Source organism: Streptococcus pacificus (assembly GCF_016481305.1).
In the GTDB taxonomy this organism is placed as follows: domain Bacteria; phylum Bacillota; class Bacilli; order Lactobacillales; family Streptococcaceae; genus Streptococcus; species Streptococcus pacificus.
Map to the genome: position 1 here is coordinate 139,495 of NZ_JAENBO010000004.1, position 21,683 is coordinate 161,177.

The window sequence follows — 21,683 nt, forward strand, 5'->3', positions numbered from 1 at the left end:
TTTGTCTTTTTCGTTTAATAAGATAATTTCCCTCTTGACTTGTTAAAATAGTTTCATTATCAAAATACTTTAAGAAGATTTGTATTTCGGAAAGTATTTATTTTTGAGGTAGGATTACTAAAAGATAAAATACTTATTTTTGTTGTGTTTTATGGGATTTACATTGAATTAATAAATTAAATATGTTAATATATTCTTTGTAAAAACGCTTACAAATATAATGTTACTTTTTTAAATTTTAGGAGGGATTTATGAATCGACGTAAGGACTCAAATTGGAATAAACTTTTTCACTATTCCATTAGAAAAACAACACTTGGTGTAGGATCTGTTGTTGTTGGTGTTTTCTTATTTGGAGTCAATCCAGTAACAGCAATGGCTGATGCAACCGAATCAGCAACACCAGAGGTAACGGCAGTGCCAGAGGTGACTTCAAAAGAAACGCAGCCAGAAGTTTCAGAATCTGAAATCGTTCAAGCTTCTCCTGTAGAAGTTGAAATATCGCCTGAAGAATCAACTACCCCAGTTGCTGAAGCTGAAAATCTTATTCAACCAGCCGCAGAGGACGTTTCAGAAGAAATTACAGAAGAAACTCCAGCAACACCAACTAAAGAGGATAGCGCAGATAGTAACAATCAAGACGATTCTCAATCTACTAAAGGTGTCAGCACATCTCCTGAAGCGTGGCATAAATTCAATCACTTTACTAAAACAGATCAAACTGTTAATTTTGACAACGATTGGAAATTCCATCTAGGAGAAGTGGCTGGAGCATCGGGTAAAGAATTTGATGATTCTAGCTGGTTAATGCTTAATTTACCTCATGATTTTAGTTTAACACAAGATTATACTACAAATGGAGAAGCAGAAAGTGGTTATAAACCTGGTGGAACAGGCTGGTATCGGAAATCCTTCTCTGTCAATGAAGAGGTAGCTAATGGTCGTGTTAGTATTCAGTTTGATGGCTCATATATGGAGACAGAAGTTTTCATCAATGGCACATCACTTGGAGTTCATCCATATGGCTATAATGCCTTTAGTTTTGATTTGACACCGTATCTTAACGTAAATGAAGAAAACACATTAGCTGTTAAAGTTGTTAATAAAGTACCAAGTTCACGTTTTTATTCAGGAAGTGGGATTTACCGTTCGGTTCATTTAAATCTTGAACCTAAAGTGCATCTAGCAGAATATGGTATTTCTGTTAAGACACCTGATCTTGCGACGACTTATGAGTCTTCAGAAGGTGCAACAGTTGCTATTGCTGCTGAAGTTCTCAATGAAGATAGCAATTCAACCAATATTCAAATTAAAACGATTTTATTTGAACGTAATGAAGATGGTAGCTTGGGAACAAAAGTCCATGAAACATCATTGACTGATGAAGTGACTATCCAAGCGAATCAAACAGGTACAGTTAATAACACCTTTAAATTAGTTAATCCTAAACTTTGGTCTGTTGACAATCCAAATCTTTATGTTCTTCAAACAGAAGTTTATAAAGAAGGTCAAAAAATACAAACCAATCAACAAGAAATTGGTTTTAGATATATGTCATTTGATGCTGAAACTGGCTTCAAATTAAACGGTCAAGCTATGAAACTAAAAGGTGTCAGCATGCACCATGACCAAGGAAGTTTAGGAGCATCTGCATATTATGATGCCGTTGAAAGACAGTTTGAGCTCTTAAAAGATATGGGTGTTAATACCGTTCGTGTGACTCATAATCCTTCTGCGCGTGTCATGAAAGATATTGCTAATCGCAAAGGAATGATGCTAATTGACGAAGCCTTTGATACTTGGATTCATGCAAAAAATGGGAACACCTATGACTATGCTCGCTGGTTTAATCAACAATTAGGAACAACAGCGCAGCATTTAAATGGTGCTAAATCAGAAAATCAAACATGGGCGGAATACCATATTAAACAAATGGTTAAGAGTGGTCTTAATGACCCATCAATCATTATGTGGTCAACTGGTAATGAGGTCCTTGAAGGGCACAGTGGTAATCCTGCAAGTTACCCGCAAATCATTTCTAATTTGATGCAATGGGTTGATGAAGTGGATGGCACTCGACCAGCTACTTTAGGTGATAATAAACTTAAAAACAAACATCAAACCTCTATTAGTATGGCCAATGCTTTAACCAATAAATCTGAAGGACTACAAGGTATTGTTGGATACAACTATGCTAGCGGCAGTCAGTATGATGAAGGACATAGAACAAATCCAAACTGGATTATTTATGGTTCTGAAACAGCATCTGCTATTAATAGCCGTGGTATTTACAATGTTAAAGGCACAGAACGTCGCTCAGATAAACAATTGACAGCCTATGATCAAAGTACTGTTAACTGGGGTAAAGTAGCTAGTGAGGCTTGGTATGATGTTATTACTCGTGACTTTGTCGCTGGAGAGTTTGTCTGGACTGGTTTTGATTACTTAGGCGAACCAACACCTTGGAATAACACTGCTTCTGGAGCAGCATTTACAAATCCTCTACCGAAGAGCTCTTACTTTGGTATCATTGATACAGCAGGACTACCAAAAGATTCCTACTATTTCTACCGTAGCCAATGGAATACCAAGGATACAACGTTACATGTCTTACCAGCTTGGAAAGAATCAGTTGTTCAAAAAGATCATCAAAACAATGTTGAAGTAGTTGTTTATTCTAATGCTGCTGAAGTTGAATTACAATATATCAACAATGATGGTCAAGTCACTTCTCTTGGTAAGAAGAAGTTTACTAAGGAAACAACAAGAGCTGGCTATACCTACCAAATTTATAAAGGACAAGGTAAACAAGGAGCAGAGCATAGAAATCTTTATCTCACATTTACTGTTCCTTATGCTGATGGTACACTAAAAGCAATTGCTTACGATGAAAATGGTCAAATAATTAATGATACCATCGGAAATAAAGAAGTTAAAACATTTGGTACTGCTCATCAATTAGTAACAACAGTTACTAAACATTCTGAAAAAGTGACTGATCATTCTCTTGCTTATGTTGAAGTTACCGTTCAAGATGATCAAGGAAACTTTGTTGCTGATGCCAACAATGTGATATCAATTGCCGTTGAAGGACCAGCAGAATTGGTCGCTATGGATAATGGTGATGCTACTGACCACCAATCATATCAAGATAATAATCGTAAAGCCTTCTCAGGTAAAGTTGTTGCTATTTTAAGGATGACTGGTAAGAGTGGTACAGTTAAAATAGCTGCTTCTTCTGCAGGTTTAAGAGCTTCAAGTGCAAGCTTTACTGTAACTGGTCAGGAAAATACTGGTGATAGAAAAATTGATAGCTATTACCTTTCTAAGACTATGTACATTAAAAAAGGCACACCACTCTCTCTTCCAAAGAAAGTAACCGTTCGCTATACAGATGGTAGTGAAGAAGAAAAAGCAATAAGCTTTGATCAAGAGGCTATTAATCAATCTCTAGAAGCTGGAACCACTTTTGTTGCTAAAGGTATAATAGAAAATCTTGATGTAAATGCAGAAATTGTAGTTTCTGTTATTGATCAGGTTGCGGCTATTAAAAATATAAGCTTCGCTTCAGAAGTTGGTCAAAATCCTCAACTTCCAACTCAAGTTCAAGCCTATTTAGCAGATGGTACCCTATTAAGTGCTCAATTCCCAGTCACTTGGATAGTTTCTCAAGATATGACATTTGATAGAGAAGGTCTTGTAACAATTAATGGGACTGCTGATGTCTTGGGGGATAAATTACCTGTTACAGCAACGATTCGTGTGGCTAGAAAAACAGAACAGATTGATCAAAATGTTGCTCCAACAGTAGTTGAGTTGACAGAAGATACTCAAGGGAAAAAATCAGATAATCTACAGGCCATTAAAGATGGTAGTTTAATCGTTTCTGCTAACCCTAAAGGAGGACCAAATCAAACTATTTGGTCAAACTATGCTTCCGCACAAAATGGAGATAAGGACTCTACTTTAACCTTTAGATACGATACTGCCCAAAACATTTCACAAGTGGTAGCTTATTACCATCAAGATAGTGCTTCGCTTCGCCCTCCTAAAGCTGTTACTTTTTCTTGGAGTAGTGGTCCGGGTGCAGCAAATGTAGCTGTTAATGCTGATATTCTTAAAACAGAAACTGTTAATGGTCTAACTAAGATTACTTATCAGTTGGAAAAAATTACACCAGCCGTTATCTTTAATGTTCATATTGAAAACGCTGATGAGGCATTAGCTAATAATCGTAAACCATCAACTGGTATTGCAGAACTTCAGTTAATGACTGCGATTGAAACTTTCACTCAAAATTCAGACGCAAGTATCAATAGTCTAAAAATTGGTAACTATACTGTTCCTACAAATCAAATTTCTCAAAATATGGCTATTAAAGCAGAACCAGGAACAATTCTTGCAAGTAATACGGATAAAAATGTGGCGGTTACTATTCTTCCAATCAAAAATAATCAGTTTAGACTCTTTACTGAATCAGAAGATAAGTCGCGTCAATTGGTTTATGATTTAACTCTTATTACTGAAAGTCCAGCAACAGATTCAGATAGTCGCTATTTACCAAGAAATAGTATTACTTTAACAGCAGGTTCAACAGAACAAAGAAACGGTAATCAAGTTGAAAATGCAAAAGACTTTAATTTAAATAGTATTTGGCATAGTGCTTGGGCAGGAACGGCCAAAGAAAACTTGTGGATTCAATTAGATGCTGGTAGTGTCCAAAAAGTAAATGGTTTTGCTTACATGGCACGTCAAGATAATAGTAACAATGGTAAGGTGACTGATTATGAAATTCTAGTTAGCAGCGACAATTCAACTTGGACTAAAGTCAAAGAAGGTCGCTTTACTGATGCCAAGTCTTGGCAAGAAGTCACTTTTGAAGGTGTTGATGCACGTTATGTGAGATTAAAAGCTATCCACACTCTCGGAGACTCACAAGCACAAGCAGATCGCTTTATGTCTGCTAGCGAAGTTCGTCTTAGAGTCGTTTCAGATGGCACAACGCCTCCACCAGTAGATCAAGAAACACCACCAACTACTAATCCAGAATCGCTCAAAGCACAACGCATTAACCTTGCAATTGGAGCTACTGCATCTGCTAGTGATACAGAACGAGACTTCTGGGGTGCAGACAAAGCAATAGATGGCATTGTTAACCGTCAAGAAAGCAATAAACCATCTCAATCACGCTGGTCAACAAACCGTGGTGAAACACCTCGTATTCTTAATATTGATTTGGGTGCTCAAAAAGCGATTGATTCCTTTGTTATCAATTGGGAAAGAACCAATATTAAAGGTTTCCATATTGAGTACTCTACAGATGGGGCTAGCTATCAAACGGCTTATCGTAAGACTGACGATTCATACAATGAATTAGATACTACTATTAGTCTAGCGACACCAATTACTGCTCAACATGTTCGTCTCACTGTTGATCGCTTTGACGGTGGTGCTAACAACTGGCCTTCTGTCTCACTTTATGAATTCCAAATTATTGGTAGTGAAAATATTGAGGATTTGGCTCATCAAAAAGTAGCGACTTCAAATGGTGATGAAGTTGCAAGCTTTAGTGCAGATAAGGCAGTTGATGGCGATTCAAGTACTCGTTGGGCAAGTAGTGTTGGCCAAGGAACTAAATCCATTCAAGTTGACTTAGGAGCCGTTAAAGAAGTGGCTTCGGTGGTTCTCAATTGGGAACGTCAAAATGCTAGTCAATACAAGATTCAAATTTCACATGATGGCCAAGATTGGACAACGGTTAAAACGTTAACAAGAAAACCAAGTGAATTGAAAGAAATCATTAACTTGGATGCTCCACAAGAAGCTCGTCATGTTAAAGTGTTGATTGAAGCATTTGATTCACGTGCAGAAGATCGTTCAGGTCAAATGGTTGATTGGGCAACGGTTTCTCTTTATGACTTTGAGGTTTATGCTAAACCACTTGTGACTAAGGCTGTGAAGTCATTAAGAGACATAGCGTCTGCCTTAGAAATTCCAGAACTCTCTAAAGGAATGACGAAATGGAGTTTACCAGCTGTTCCATTCGATGTTGAGATTAGCTTTATCGGTGCTGACTTCGAACAAATCATTGATCATGACTTAAGTGTTTATCAACCTCTTGTTGACACCACTGTTCAGGTTAACTACAAGTTGACTAGAGGTGATGAGACATACGAAACACCGGCTTACTCTATTCTTGTCAAAGGGCAATACGAAGTAACTGACGAAGACAATGCCGTGCTTCCAGTTGTTCCAGGTATTGCCGAGTGGAAAGGCCATACAGGTCACTTTGCAGTAACTGATGGTGCTCGCATTGTTGTTCAACCAAAAGACCAAGAAGCCCTTCGTTATGCCGTTGAGAGCTTCAAAGAGGACTATGAAGCAATCACTGGTAAGAAGATCACTATTGTTTATGACACTACACCAGTTGCAGGAGACTTCTACTTTGAATTAAATGATAGCCATCCAGGTCTTAAAGAAGAAGGCTACTTAATGACCATCGATGATGTTGTTAAGGTAGAGGCTAGTCATAAGACAGGTGCCTTCTGGTCAACACAAACCCTTCTTCAAGTCTTAAAACAAGACTCAAGCCAAATTGCCAAGGGTATGGCTAGAGATTACCCTAAATACGCTCGTCGTGGCTTTATGCTTGATGTTGGCCGTAAACCAGTTCAATTATCAACGCTTAAAGACATGATTAAGACTTTGTCATGGTACAAGTATAACGATTTCCAACTACACTTGAATGATAACTACATCTGGGTAGAAGAGTATCAAAATACAGATAACCCTTATGGTGCTTACTCTGCTTTCCGTCTAGAATCAGATATTAAGGCAGGTGGAAATAATGGCCTCAATAAGGCTGACTTGACAGCTAAAGATTTGTATTATACTAAAGCGGAATTTAAAGAATTAATGGCTTTTGCCAAGAATCGTGGTATTCAAATAGTTCCAGAATTTGATGCTCCAGCACATGCTTTGGCCTTTACTAAGGTAAGACCAGACCTAACAATGACTGATAAGAGTGTTAGACGTTGGGTTGACCATTTAGAAGTAAGTAATCCAGAAGCATTAGAATTTATCAAGAGTGTTTGGGACGAATATCTTGATGGAGAAGATTCGGTCTTTGGAGACACTAATGTCATTCATATGGGTGTCGATGAATTTGAAGGAAATAACGAAGCCTTCCGTGCTTTCACAGATAGCCTTTTGAAATATGCTATCAGTAAAGGGAAAACACCTCGCTTCTGGGGAAGTCTAACGGCTAAACCAGGTAAGACTCCTGTTCATGTGGACGGTGTTGAGATGAACATCTGGAGTTTAGGATGGGCCAAACCAACGGATATGTATCAGGCAGGTTATAAGCTGATTAATACGTTAGATTCCTCACTTTATTGGGTTCCTGGGGCAAATTATTATCAAAACTTATTAAATAGTGAAGCTCTTTATAATAACTGGGAAGCTAATAAGATGGGTAATACCGTTATCCCAGCCGGTTCTAAACAAATGCTTGGGGCAGCCTTTGCCATTTGGAATGACATGATTGGCAACCGAGCTAATGGTTTCCAAGATTATGACATCTATAAAGGCTTTGAGCAATCCCTTCCAGCCTTAGCAGCTAAGATGTGGGGTAATCGGGCAGTCGGAAATTACCGTGATTTAACTGCTAGAGTGGAAGCTATTGGTAAACCAGCCAAACAAAATCCATACAAAGAAGTTACTTCAGAATCATCCGTAATCACTCGTTATCGCTTTGATTTAAGTAACTTAGAAGACCTATCTGGAAACAACAATGATGGTGTAACAGCCAAGAATGTTGACTATGAAGCAGGTAAGAACAAGACTGCAGTTCGTTTCAATGGTGGGGAAAGCTATATTGAAACACCAATCACATCAGTTGGACCAAATAATAGTTTTTCTGTCTTAGTAAAATTAGATGCCGATGCAGATGGGGAACAAATCCTAGCTGAAAATGGGCATACAGCTCTTAAACTAGTTCAGAAAGAAACTGGTAAAGTAGGCTTCTCAGCTGAAAACTATGATTATTCATTCAACTACACCTTACCAAAAGATGAATGGGTACAATTAACCTTTAGAGGTTATGAAGGTCGTACAGAATTGTATGTGAATAACCAATTAGTTGATACTCTTTCTCAATCACAAACAGGTCGCCTCTTAGCTACCTTAGTCTTACCAACACAATACATTGGTAGTCAAACAAAAGCCTTTAAAGGGATGCTTGATGACCTTGTGATTAGTCAGTACCAAGAAGAAGAGAATTATCTAGATAGAACTAATTGGCAAGTGGCAAGTGATAATGAAAATGCTGATGGTACTGCAGATAAAGCTTTTGATGGTGATTTATCAACCATTTGGCATACAAAGTGGTCACCAAGAAAGCAAGAACTACCAGCAAGTGTGACGATTGATATGACTGCATCTCACTTTGTGGATAAATTAATTTATGTGCCAAGAAAAGGTGTTAAAAATGGTAATATTACCGAATACAAACTTTACGGTAAGCTAGCTGAAAATGATGAGTATCATTTACTTAAAGAAGGTAGTCTTTCAGATGATGCCTCAACTAAGATTATTGGCTTTACAGCAGAAGCACTACGTTATCTGAAATTAGATGTTCTTTCTGGTTTTGGAGGTTTTGGTTCTGCAGCGGAGATTATGGTGAGTCAAAGTGATCTTAAAAAACCATTAAGAGAACTGGCTCTAGAGGGACAAGCTCATCAAGAATTGGCAAGTCACTATAAGACAGACTCTGTGACCGCTCTCGTACAAGCTTTAGAAGAGGCTCAAACGATTTTAGCAGATTCAGAAAATAATCCACAAGCAGTTAAAGAGGCTATGACAAATCTTCAAGCAGCTATTGATGCACTTGAGATTCGTCAAGATGAGAGACTTTCTAAGGTGCCAAGTACAGCACCGACAGCCGAAGACAAACCATCCATTGTGTTTACCAATGGAAAAGGGGTAATCAACGAAGTGCCTGAATTAACCTTCTCAACAGAAAAACGAGAATTAAAAGATGACACATCAGGTGTCATGGTTCAACTAGAAGTTGGTGAAATCGCAGCTATCGAAGGCATTAGTGTTGGCCATAAAGAAACCAAAGATCCAAGTACACCAAATGTGCTTAAAGATAAAGACTATGACCTCTTTGATATCTCATTAGTTGATGCTAATGGTCAAGCCATCAGTCCATTAAAAGACACACTCGTTATCATGCCAGTAGACGAAGGCAAAACCGTAGGAAAAGTGGTTTACCTCCCAAATACTGACCAAGAAGAAGAACTTGACTTTACGATGACAAGTTATGTGGATGCTAATGGTAAAACACAACAAGGCGTTGTCTTTGTGGCAAAACACTTTAGTGAATATGGTATTGTTTATCAGGTGAGAGAAACAAAAGTGCCATCTGATGCGCCAACAGCGAAAGACAAACCGGTCTTTGAAGGAACACTTGAAAGTAAGGTACCATCTGATGCTCCAAACTATGAGTTACCGGAATCAGATTTTGTTCCTGAAACATCTGTACCAAAAGTGGCACCAAAAGCACAAGACAAACCAGTCTTTGAAGGAACACTAGAAAGTAAGGTACCATCAGACGCGCCAAGCCATCAATTACTAGCCTTTGAAGGCAAACTAGAGCCAATGAGTAAAGAGGATAAGCAAGTTGAGAAGAAAGCAGACCAAGCCTCTTCAACAACACAAGCTAAAGCCTTACCAAACACTGGTGATACGACAAATTCAGCAGTGTTAGGCACCATGTTAGCTTTATCATCATTAGCTTTATATGGTTATGGCAGAAAAAAAGGTGAGCAAGAGTGATAATTTATAATCCAAGTGTTCACTAAACAAAAAGACAAATCAGTTAACTGATTTGTCTTTTTTTATTTGCTTGCTGTTGTCAAGAAATTAAGTTTTAAAACCTAAAAAAAAAGGACAATAATTAGCCTTTAAAATGCTTAAAATCATTGACAAAATAAGGTAATCAATATATTATTATATTGAGTATAAAAACGCTTACAAAGAGCGGTTATTTTTAAGTTGCTTTTTATATACTATGAATTTATAGTACATAAAGGTTATTGTTTTTAATAATAGGAGGGATTTATGAAGCGACATGAGGACTCAAATTGGAATAAACTTTTTCATTATTCCATTAGAAAAACAACACTTGGTGTAGGATCTGTTGTTGTTGGTGTTTTTTTATTTGGTGTCAACCCAATCATAGCTCAAGCTGATGAAACAGCTGACACAACAACAGTAGTAGAAACCAATAGTCTTGAGAAAGTAGCCGAACAACCACAAGTACAGGCGAACTCTTCAGATGAAAGACTTTCTAGTACTGAAGAGAATACACTTGATCAAGAGACGTTTAGTGACTCAGTGACAGCAGATGATGCATCAGATATCGTAACAACTGATACTAATCTGGCTCTTAATAAGACATACACCAGTTCAGGCGTTGAAGCAAGTACTGATTACACAGAAAATCTCGCATTTGATGGTAATCTTGATACTCGTTTTTCTTCTGCAAAAATGAAAACAGGTCAATCAGAGACTGCCGAACAAACGCCCCAGTGGTTGCAAATTGACTTAGGCAAAAAAGCTGAAATTAAATCAATTGAAGTTGATTTCTTTAAAAAAGTTTATGCGACCGATTATGTGATTGAAAGTTCAGCTGATGGTCAAAATGATTGGCAAACCATTAGTCATCGAACAGATTTAAAACCAAATGCCACCCTACAAGATCCTAAAGATAACATCACTTTTACACAACCTGTCATTAGTAATCGTTATTTAAGATTCTACTTTAATAAAGTTAATCACTTTGCAGGTGGTAATGCCGTTTCTGTCAAAGAGATTGCTATTATGGGGAAACTTTTAGAAAAAGAACCTGCCACCAATCTAGCACTTAACAAAACTTATAGCAGCTCAGGAATCGAAGCGAATACTCCTTATACTGAAAATCTAGCCTTTGATGGTGATTTTGACACCCGTTATTCTTCAGCCAGAATGAAGACCGATCGTACAGCAACGTCACAACAAACACCACAATGGCTACAAATTGATTTGGGTAGAAATGCTGAAATCGAGTCAATAACTGTTGATTTCTTTAAAAAAGTTTACGCGACTGATTATGTGATTGAAAGTTCAGCAGATGGTCAAAACAATTGGCAAACCATCAGCCATAGAACAGACTTGGTAGCTAATGAGAATCTTGAAGAACCACAAGATTTAATTATTTTTGACACACCAGTTACAAGCCAACGCTATCTAAGATTCCATTTCAATAAAATTAATCATTTTGCAGGTGGTAACGCAGTTTCTGTGAAAGACATTGCGATAATGGGCCGATTACTAAAAGAGGCACCTGTGACAAATCCTGCTACTAATTTAGCCCCAAATAAAACTTATAGTAGTTCTGGTATTGAAGCGGGAACAAGCTATACAGCAGACCTTGCGTTTGATGAAAATACAGGTACTCGTTATTCTTCAGCTAGAATGAAGACAGATCGTACAGCAACGTCACCACAAACACCACAATGGTTACAAATTGATTTGGGTAGAAATGCTGAAATTGAATCGATTACACTTGACTTCTTTAAAAAAGTTTATGCCACTGATTATGTGATTGAAAGCTCAGCGGACGGTCAAAACAATTGGCAAGAAATTAGTCATCGAACCACTTTAGCACCAGATGCTAACCTAGAAGACCCTAAAGATGTGGTTACTTTTTCTAGTCCTGTTAAGAGTCACCGTTTCTTGAGATTCCGTTTCAATAAAATTAATCATTTTGCAGGTGGTAATGCCGTTTCAGTTAATGAGATTACCATTATGGGAAGATTGACTGGTGAAGCACCAGTTATTATTAATCCACAAGAAAAGTTAGAACAAGCCACTCTTGCTATTGATGGCAACCGAGTAGTCTTGGCTAATATTTCTGAAGATGATGTCTATAGCTATGAAATTATCGGATCAAATAACCAATACCTTGTTGATAATCAAGGCAATATCTCTTCTTATCGCTTAAATGATCAAACGGTAACTCTTTTAGTTGCTGCAAGAAATAAAGCAACCTCAGAATTAGTGACAACCACTAAGCTAAATAAAACTATTGCGATTTCGGCTCACCATCAAGAAACAGTTGTTGGTAGCAATCAAAAACCACAGTTAGCGATTGATATTCAAGAATTTTTAGCAGGAGAAGGACTTCTTTCTATCGCAAAAGGTGACACAGTTTATGTTGACCCTAGTTTCCAAAAACAAGTGGATTTATTTAACGAAGACCTTGAAAACATTCTTGGCTTTAAATTGACTGCTGGCACACAAGAAAATGCAAAAATTAAATTTATTTTAACCAATGACTATAATTTGAAAGAAGAAGGCTATCTTCTTCGTGTCCTAGACGATACTATCGAGGTTTATGCTCATGAGGCTAAAGCCTTTAACTATGCTGCTGTTACTATGGCACAAATGTTGCAAAAAGATCAGGCCTTAACGCGAGGCGTTTATCGAGATTATCCTAATTATGAAATTAGAGGAATGGTGCTTGATGTTGCTAGAGTTCCAATGCGCATGGACTTCCTTCAAAAAGTGTCTAAACTCTTTAGATGGTATAAATTAAATGAATTGCATCTTCATTTCAATGATAACCAATGGCCATCAGGGTCTAGAGCCAATCCAGAAAATTGGAAGGTTACTGAAACAGCTCATCGTCTTGAAAGCCCAGCTTTCCCGTCGTTAAACAAGCAAGAATTCAAACACGATCGCTATGAGGGAGAGTATGACTTCTATCGTAATGTCTATGGCAATCCTGCCTATAGTATCGAAGACTTTAAAGCATTCCAAGAAGAAATCAAGTCTTATGGTGCTCATATCTTGGCAGAATTCGATAATCCTGGACACTCAGCGCACTACAGTTTATATGCTTTAAATAATCCAGATAATATTGATTATCTTGGTAAACCAATTCATCACCCATCTGACCTAGAGGCTTTAGCCATCAATGAACAGGCTTATCCAGAACAAACGAAACGTGCTAAACGCTTTATAAAAGATTTGATTGATAGCTACTTAGACAATGATATTTTAAGCTATTCACAAATCCATCTTGGTGTCGATGAATATTGGGAGAAAAATGGGAATATTGAAAGCTTCAGAAACTACTTAAATGAGTTAAATCAATTGGCCAAATCACATGGTAAAACGCTGAGAACTTGGGGTGCTCTAACACAATTTAATGGTCAGACACCAGTTGACAAGGATATTATCTTTGATGAATGGGCTCAGTATGAATCTCTCACTGTTGATCGTATTAATGAAGGCTATCGTGTGGTCAATGTTCCTCAACCATTTACCTACGTGACACCAGGACGTTACCACAAAGATATTATCAACGAGCAATATGTTTTTGAACACTGGAATCCTAGAGTCTTTAATCTTGCCAATAATATTCCAGTTAATAAGCGTGTTGCCCTAGAAGCAGAGCCATTAATCTTAGGAGCAAAAGGCGCACTCTGGGGAGATGAACACCGTGAAGGGATTGAAGAGAGTGATTTATACGACCGTTTAGAAAAATCACTTGCCATGATTGGGTTTAAGACATGGTCAGGAAATGCTAATAGAAGCTTTATTGATTATCAAAGAGCGCTAGAAGCAACCAAACTAAAAAATAACTATCTCCCATTAAAAACGTCATCAGAAGTTCTAGTTAATATTGATGCAAGCCGTGTCGCAGATAATACTGTTTATGATTTGAGTAATAACAGTCACACTTTCCAAAACGTTAACAATGTCGAAGTGGTTGAATTAGAAGATAATGACAAGTGGTTTGCCTTTAATGGGGATAATTATCTTGAAAGTGATATTGAAACCATTTCATTGCCATACACTTTAGAGATGACTATTCGTCCTACTGACAGTAATAGTGGTAGTTTACTGGCCAGTCGTGATGGTGCTATTTTCCTCAATAAAAAAGGACGTCGTCAGTCTGGTGAAGTTGTGGATGGCTTCATGTTGAATCGTTATTTCTACAGTCAAAACATCACTAATCCACTTGAAGCTGGTAAGGATTATAAGCTAACCTTCACTGCAACAAGAGAAACCCTTATTGTCTATATCAATGGTCAAGAAGTAGCAAGTTTTGCCCACCAAGATGAAACAGCAAGAAATTCAAACACTGAAGGGAACTTTAGAACCAGCTTTAATTTACCATTCAATAAAATTGGTGAAGGCTTTAAAGGTTATATCAAAGACATTAAAGTTTATAATCGCTTTAGCGAGTCTGATGAAATAGGTAAAGAAACCCTTGAAAAAGTTAACATCGCACTTCATAAGCCAGTCTACTCTCAAAGAAACAATTCTGCTTTCTTTGAACAAGGCATTCGTTCATACAGTCGCTTCAAATTAACTGATGGTGATCTTGTTGCTGGAGATGGTCGTTGGAATTCAAGTAATACCGATAGCGATTTCTTCATTGTTGATTTAGAAAACCCACAAGAATTTTCAAGTGCAGAAGTTATTTTTGATAGTAGTCGTATCGCAGATTCCTTTAGAATTTTAGTTTCTGATGATTTGACCAAATTTACAGAATTAAAAACGGTGAGAGGTAATCAATCTGATCGTGTCGCTGTTGATTTCACCAACCAAACAGCACGCTATGTTAAGTTTGAAACTCTCAAGCGTCAAGCAGGTAAAAATGAAATTGGTGTCAGAGAATTCAGAGTTTATCAAACAAGAGACTCTAAAGAAGAATTAGCAACAGCCTTCAAACAAAAAGCAGTGGCTTTGACTGATAGCAAGTGGTTAGCCATCAACAATGTCTTAAACAATAAGTATGCTAGCAATCAAGCTATTCTGGATGCAAAAAAACAATTAGGTATTAATTCTGATACTAATGATAACCCTGATATAGAAGATGATGTTAACGAAGAAACAGTTATTGAAAACTTTGGTGCTGTTCCATCTCAATCTCAACTAGATTATCATAAACAAGAATTAGCAGCCTTTATCCATTTTGGCATGAATACCTATACAAACCGTGAATGGGGAAATGGTAAAGAAGATGTTAATCTATTTAATCCAACTGAACTGGATACGGATCAGTGGATTAAAACATTAAAAGACACTGGCTTTAAACGTACAATTATGGTTGTTAAACATCATGATGGTTTTGTTCTTTATCCAACCGAATATTCTAATCATAGTGTTGCTTCAAGTCCATGGAAAAATGGGAAAGGCGATGTTTTATTAGAACTTTCAGAATCAGCAACAAAATATGATATGGATTTAGGTGTCTACCTTTCTCCGTGGGATGCTAACCATCCTAAATACTCTGTTGCAACACAAGATGAGTATAATGCTTATTATCTCAATCAATTAAAAGAAATTTTAGGAAATAATAAATATGGAAACAACGGTAAATTCGTTGAGGTCTGGATGGATGGTGCTAGAGGTAGTGGTGCTCAAAATGTGACCTATACATTTGAAGAATGGTTTAATTACATACGTGAGCAAGAAGGTGATATCACAATCTTCTCAAACCAACCAACAAATGTTCGCTGGATTGGTAATGAAAGAGGCATCGCAGGTGATCCAATTTGGCATAAAGTGACTGCCGAAGCTATTAAAAATGGTCCAACAAATGCTTATCTTAACACTGGCGACCCTAATGGTGATTTGTATTCAGTAGGTGAAGCAGATGTTTCCATCAGACCAGGATGGTTCTATCATGCTAATCAACAACCAAAATCATTACGAGATTTAATGAGCATTTATTTCAAATCAGTAGGTAGAGGAACTCCGTTACTACTGAATATTCCACCGGATCAACGTGGTAAATTTGCTGATGCTGATATTGAAAGATTGCATGAGTTCCATAATACGATTGAAGAGATGTATGCAACTGACTATGCTAGAAACGCTTCAGTGACTGCGTCCTCAACTAGAAAAAATACAAAATATAGTACAACTCATCTCACTGATGGTGATGATAATACCACTTGGGCTTTATCAAATGATGCAACCACTGGTTCATTTATCGTTGATCTTGGTCAAGAACAAACCTTTGATGTTGTAGAATTAAAAGAATTTATTCAACAAGGACAAAGGATTGCAGGTTTTAGAGTTGATGTTGAAGTTGGCGGTCAATGGGTTGAATATGGCAAAGGTAGCACAGTTGGTTATCGTCGTTTAATTCAAGGAAAACCTGTAACCACAAGTAAAGTCAGAGTGACTATTACGGATGCACTAGCTACCCCAATTTTAAGTAATTTCTCACTTTATAAAGTACCAACCAGTATTGAAGTAACAGATGGCTACCCACTTGGTCTTGAGTATAAGTCTAATGATATAGCAGACACTAAGAATTCAACATGGCATAAAGAAACAGAAGGTGTTCGTGGAACATCTATGTGGACTAATCAACAAGGTGCGAGTGCTGAGTATACTTTTAGTGGTACAAAAGCTTACGTTGTTTCTACAGTAGATCCTAATCACGGTATTATGGAAATCTATATCGATGGTCAAAAAGTTGATGAAGTCAATACACAAAGTTCTGTGAGAAAGAGAAGTCAACTAGTTTATGAAACATCTGATTTAACTAATGGTGAGCATACCATCAAGTTAGTTGCTAAAACAAATCGTGCTATCGCAACAGAAGGTATCTTTGTTTTAAATAATGATGGTAATGGTATTTTTGAAATTGAACAAGCGACTTACCATGTTGCGAAAGGTGAAAACGTTAGCCTTGTTGTCAAGAGAAATGGTTCATCTGATAAAACATCTTCCATCAAGGTGATAACAGAACCAGGAACAGGTGTCCATGGTAAGGTTTATCAAGATACTACTCAAACCCTGACTTTTGCTCCAGGTGAAACAAGTAAAACAATTGACATACCAACGATTAAGTATCCAGACTCAGATGGTAACTTATTTGATTTCTTTGTTAAATTAGTGACTCCTTCAGAAAAATCACTTTTAGGTTTCACAACAACAGCTACCATCAATGTTGTACCAGAAACAGGTTTACCAGATTATCGTAGAGAAGTAGCTGATGATGCTAGTGAAATCATCTACCATGGAACATGGTTTAATAAAACTGGAACTAACAAATGGAGTAACTTCCCTAAAAATACTGACGAAGACAAACAAGATATTAGTCTAAGTATGTTCTTTGAAGGTGAAGGTATCGAAGTTATTGGGCATGTCGATCCAGGTCATGGTATTTATATCGTTGAGTTAGATGGAAAACCTCTTGAATTTAAAGAAGGTTACGGTCATTCTACTATTGTAGATGGTGTAGCATATTTTAGTGGTAAAGCTAACCAAAGACAAGGCAATCAAAAACTAGTCAATTTAGCTAATCTTTCAAAAGGTGTTCATTCCCTAACAATTCGCTTAGATCCAAATAAAAATGATAAAACACAAAATATTGGTATTCAAGTTGATAAATTTATTACCTTGGGTAGACAGTCACGTATTTTATCTAAAGTAGATGCCTTGAAAGATAAACAAGCAGCCTATGACGAATTGCTTGGATATACTCATCTAGCCAGTGATAAAGAGTTGTATCAAGAAAAGCTAAATACAATGAAATTAGAGCTAGAAGCAATTCTTCCTCGACTAGCTGTTATAGATGAGTTAACTCAAGATTTGATAAAATTGCTTGGAAATGATTCATCAAGCGATGACAAAGAAACACGCATTCCAAATGACTTCCCAAGCTATGAGTTACCAGAATCAGATTTTGTTCCTGAAACGAAGGTACCAAGTAAAGCACCGACAGCTGAAGATAAACCATCCATTGTGTTTACCAATGGAAAAGGGGTAGTCAACGAAGTGCCTGAATTAACCTTCTCAACAGAAAAACGAGAACTAAAAGATGACACATCAGGTGTCATGGTTCAACTAGAAGTTGGCGAAATCGCAGCTATCGAAGGCATCAGTGTTGGTCATAAAGAAACTAAAGACCCAAGCACACCAAATGTGCTTAAAGATCAAGACTATGACCTCTTTGATATCTCATTAGTTGATGCTAATGGTGAAGCTATTAGTCCATTAAAAGACACACTTGTCATCATGCCAGTAGACGAAGGTAAAACCGTAGGAAAAGTGGTTTACCTCCCAAATACTGACCAAGAAGAAGAGCTTGACTTTACGATGACAAGTTATGTGGACGCTAATGGTAAAACCCAACAAGGCGTTGTGTTTGTGGCAAAACACTTCAGTGAATATGGTATTGTTTATCAAGTGAGAGAAACAAAAATGCCATCAGACGCACCAACAGCACAAGATAAACCAGTCTTTGAAGGAACACTTGAAAGTAAGGTACCATCAGACGCGCCAAGTTATCAATTACTAGCCTTTGAAGGCAAAGTAGAGCCAATGAGTAAAGGGGATAAGCAAACAAAAGACAAAGTAGAGCAAAAAGAAGTGAAGAGTGCTTCAGCTACTACTTTACCAAACACTGGTGATGCGACAAACTCAGCAGTGTTAGGCACCATGTTAGCTTTATCATCACTAGCTTTATATGGTTATGGCAGAAAAAAAGGTGAGCAAGAGTGATAATTATTAATCCAAGTGTTCACTAAACAAAAAGACAAATCAGTTAACTGATTTGTCTTTTTTTTATGATTTAAAAAAATAATCGAAATCTGCTTGTGTCAAGCCAATCATAGGGTCAATGCTCATTAAATTTTCTTGTGTCAATCTTGTTGACTGAGTTTCATCAGTCTCAACACTAGTTTCTACAGTTGTATCAGATAGAGATTGCTTGAAATCGGTTAGTTGCTCAGTAGTCTTTTCAGGTTTAAAGCGTTCAATCAAAAAAGTATTCCTTTGGCTACCAATATGTTGTGTGGCATATTGAAAGGCACTGTAATCGCCCAACATGACAAGTTTATGTTTAGCTCTTGTTATAGCCGTATAAAGAAGATTTCTTTGCAACATGCGACCACTTTGTTGTGTTATCGGCAGAATCACAACTGGGAACTCACTTCCTTGCGCCTTATGGATGCTCATGGCATAAGCAAGGGTCAATTTATTCCAGTCATTACGCGCATAAGTCACCTCGACACCATCAAAATTAATAGTCATTTCGTCTTGTTTAGAGTCAGTGTACTTAGCAGGCATCAATTCAGTAATGTAGCCGATATCACCATTAAAGACACTAGCTTCTGGGTCATTCACCAAATGAAGGACCTTATCTTTCACTCGAAAACGAGTGTCATTAAATAAAAACTCTAATTGGTCATTCAAAGGATTCACTAATTCTTGCAGTAACTGATTAAGATGGGTAATCCCAGCTTGTCCTCGATACATTGGTGCAAGAATTTGGATATCTTTGGCAGCAATACCACTTTTAAGAGCAGCAGAAACAATTTTTGCCACGCTCTCAGGAATAAATGGCGTCTGACATTCAAAATAACTACGATCTGCTTTTTTTGTGGTGAAGTCACTAGGTAAAAGGCCTTCTCTAATTTGGCTAGCTAAGTCAACAATAGTGGATTGATTGGATTGTCTAAAAATCTTCTTTAATCTTACTTTAGAAAAGTCATCAATCTTTAGTAAGTCAGCTAAGACTTGACCTGGACCGACAGAAGGAAGTTGATCACTATCACCAACAATGATGACCTGAGTTGATGAGGCAATCGCAGAAAATAATTGATTGGCTAGCCAAGTATCAACCATCGAAAACTCATCAATAATAATCAGATGGGCATCTAGATAATCATCAAGGATTTGATAGTCGTTATCGCTATTTAAACCAAGATGTCTATGAATCGTGGCACTAGGTAATCCTGTTAACTCATTCATTCGCCTAGCAGCTCTACCTGTTGGTGCTGCTAGAATAATTGGAGAGTTATTATCAGTCAGAGATAGCTCATGCAAGTTAGCAAAACTTTGAATAATGCCATTAATGATGGTTGTCTTTCCTGTTCCAGGGCCACCAGTCAAAAAGAAAACTTTACTGGTCAGAGCTTTTTCAATTGCTTCTTTTTGACTGTCATCATAAGTCATATGATGGCTTAATTCAACTTTTTTAATTTCCTCTTTAATCGCTTCTACACTTGGAAAAGGTAATGAAGGAGGATTATCTAAAATCCTTTCTAAATGCTTTTTGATACCTGATTCAGCAAAAAATAAACTGTTATCAAAAATTTTGGTATCACTATTTTGAATTTTACCCGAGATAATCAACTGCCTTAACTCATCGGCAACAGCTTGATCAGAAATGGGAGTTTTTCTGGCTTCTTCTAAAAGAAGCAAACTTTTTTCCAATAATGTTTTGGCTTCAACGTAAGTATCACCTGTTTCAAGAGAAGTTTCAAGTAAGGTATGTAAAATGGCCGCCTGAAAACGTTCAGAAGCATCATCAAGAATACCAAGTTGCTGAGCGAGTTGGTCTGCCATTTTAAAGCCGATACCTTTAACATCTTCTACCAATTGGTAGGGATTTTTTGCGATAATATCCAAGGTTTGTTCTTTGTAAGCATCAAAAACTTGAAAAGCCATCTGGTTTTTTAGTCCATACTCAGCTAATTTGGCTAAAATTTGTTCTGTGCCATAGTTGATTTTTAACTTGGCTAGAAAGGCTTCTTTATTAACCTTTGACAGGCCACTGATTGTGTCAAGATGAGAAGGATCTTTTAAAATACTATCAATAGGATCATCTCCATAAAGGTCGATAATCTTTTCTGCTGTTTTTTTACCAATGCCTTTAAAGTGTTGACTAGAAAAATAGTTAATAAGACCAGCTTTTGATGGTTTTTCACGTTCATAACGTGACATTTTCAACTGCTCACCGTATTTAGGGTGCTTTGTCAGCTCTCCCCAGAAGGTATAGTTTTCTTCTTCAAAAATATCCGCCATAACACCTGTGACGATGATTTCAAAGTCATCAAACTCGCTATCTGTGTCCTCTATTTCAAGAAGAATGATTTTAAAAAAATTATTGGGATTGTCATAAATAATCCGTGTGACTGTGCCAGAAAAAAAGTATGTCATTGCTACCTCAACTAATTCGTTATTTGATGATAGAGAAAAACACGGCTTCCCGTGTTTTAATCATTATTGAATGTTCCAATCCTAGAAAATGGCCAATAGCGGAATTTCACCTCACCAATAATGGACTCTTTTGAAAAAGTGCCCACTTCACGACTATCTTTAGAGACAATCCTATCATCACCAAGGAGATAGTACTGGCCTTCAGGAACCGTAATGCTAAAGCTTGGGTTACCAGCGTTATTAGTAGTAAAGGCTTTAGAATTTAAAGCAAGTTCCTTAAAGAGTGCACTGTAGGAATATATTTTTTGTAACTTATCCTTTTTAAACGCTTCTTGATAATCTTCAAGATATGGTTCTTCAACGACCTCACCGTTAACGGTTAATACATCATTATCGTAGCTAATAGTATCTCCTGGGACACCAATGACCCGTTTAACAATTTTTTTATCGCCTTCTTCTTTAGCCACTACAATATCAAAACGATCAATTTTAGCCACTTTAACAACAAAGAGCCGCTCACCATTTGATAGAGTAGGATCCATCGAGTGCCCATCTACCAAAACATTGGCCCATAAAAATAGCCAAGAGAGAAAAAATAGTGTCATAAAGAGGATAAATCCTCCCCATTCTTTTATAAAACGTTTCATTGATATGCCTTTC

The 21,683-nt window shown here is 37.2% G+C and carries 4 protein-coding genes and 2 pseudogenes; 4 read left to right on the forward strand and 2 right to left on the reverse strand.

The window, feature by feature from the left end:
- Nucleotides 1-251: 251 nt before the first annotated feature.
- The 4 genes and pseudogenes from JHK62_RS06180 (at nucleotide 252) to JHK62_RS07915 (ending at nucleotide 18,581) form a co-directional block, all read left to right on the forward strand.
- Nucleotides 252-9,839, forward strand: coding sequence for a discoidin domain-containing protein (locus tag JHK62_RS06180; RefSeq protein WP_199575893.1), 9,588 nt, complete (start codon nucleotides 252-254; stop codon nucleotides 9,837-9,839).
- A gap of 285 nt (nucleotides 9,840-10,124) precedes the next feature.
- Nucleotides 10,125-14,711, forward strand: a pseudogene (locus tag JHK62_RS07905) (discoidin domain-containing protein); the annotation flags it as partial.
- Nucleotides 14,712-14,861: 150 nt separating this feature from the next.
- A pseudogene (locus JHK62_RS07910) lies at nucleotides 14,862-17,252 on the forward strand (alpha-L-fucosidase); the annotation flags it as partial.
- A 1,149-nt stretch (nucleotides 17,253-18,401) separates the two neighbouring features.
- Nucleotides 18,402-18,581: an LPXTG cell wall anchor domain-containing protein gene (locus JHK62_RS07915; RefSeq protein WP_246447920.1), complete on the forward strand. Its 180-nt coding sequence runs from the start codon at nucleotides 18,402-18,404 to the stop codon at nucleotides 18,579-18,581.
- Between the two features lie 63 nt (nucleotides 18,582-18,644).
- On the opposite strand, the gene recD2 is transcribed toward JHK62_RS07915, so the two are convergent.
- Both recD2 and lepB read right to left on the reverse strand, forming a co-directional pair.
- Nucleotides 18,645-21,023 carry an SF1B family DNA helicase RecD2 gene (gene recD2 / locus JHK62_RS06190; RefSeq protein ID WP_199575895.1) on the reverse strand — a complete coding sequence of 793 codons (2,379 nt, stop codon included), beginning with the start codon at nucleotides 21,021-21,023 and terminating at the stop codon, nucleotides 18,645-18,647.
- 56 nt (nucleotides 21,024-21,079) lie between these two features.
- On the reverse strand, nucleotides 21,080-21,670 hold the full coding sequence (gene lepB / locus JHK62_RS06195) for a signal peptidase I (RefSeq protein ID WP_199575896.1): 591 nt from the start codon (nucleotides 21,668-21,670) through the stop codon (nucleotides 21,080-21,082).
- Nucleotides 21,671-21,683 lie beyond the last annotated feature (13 nt).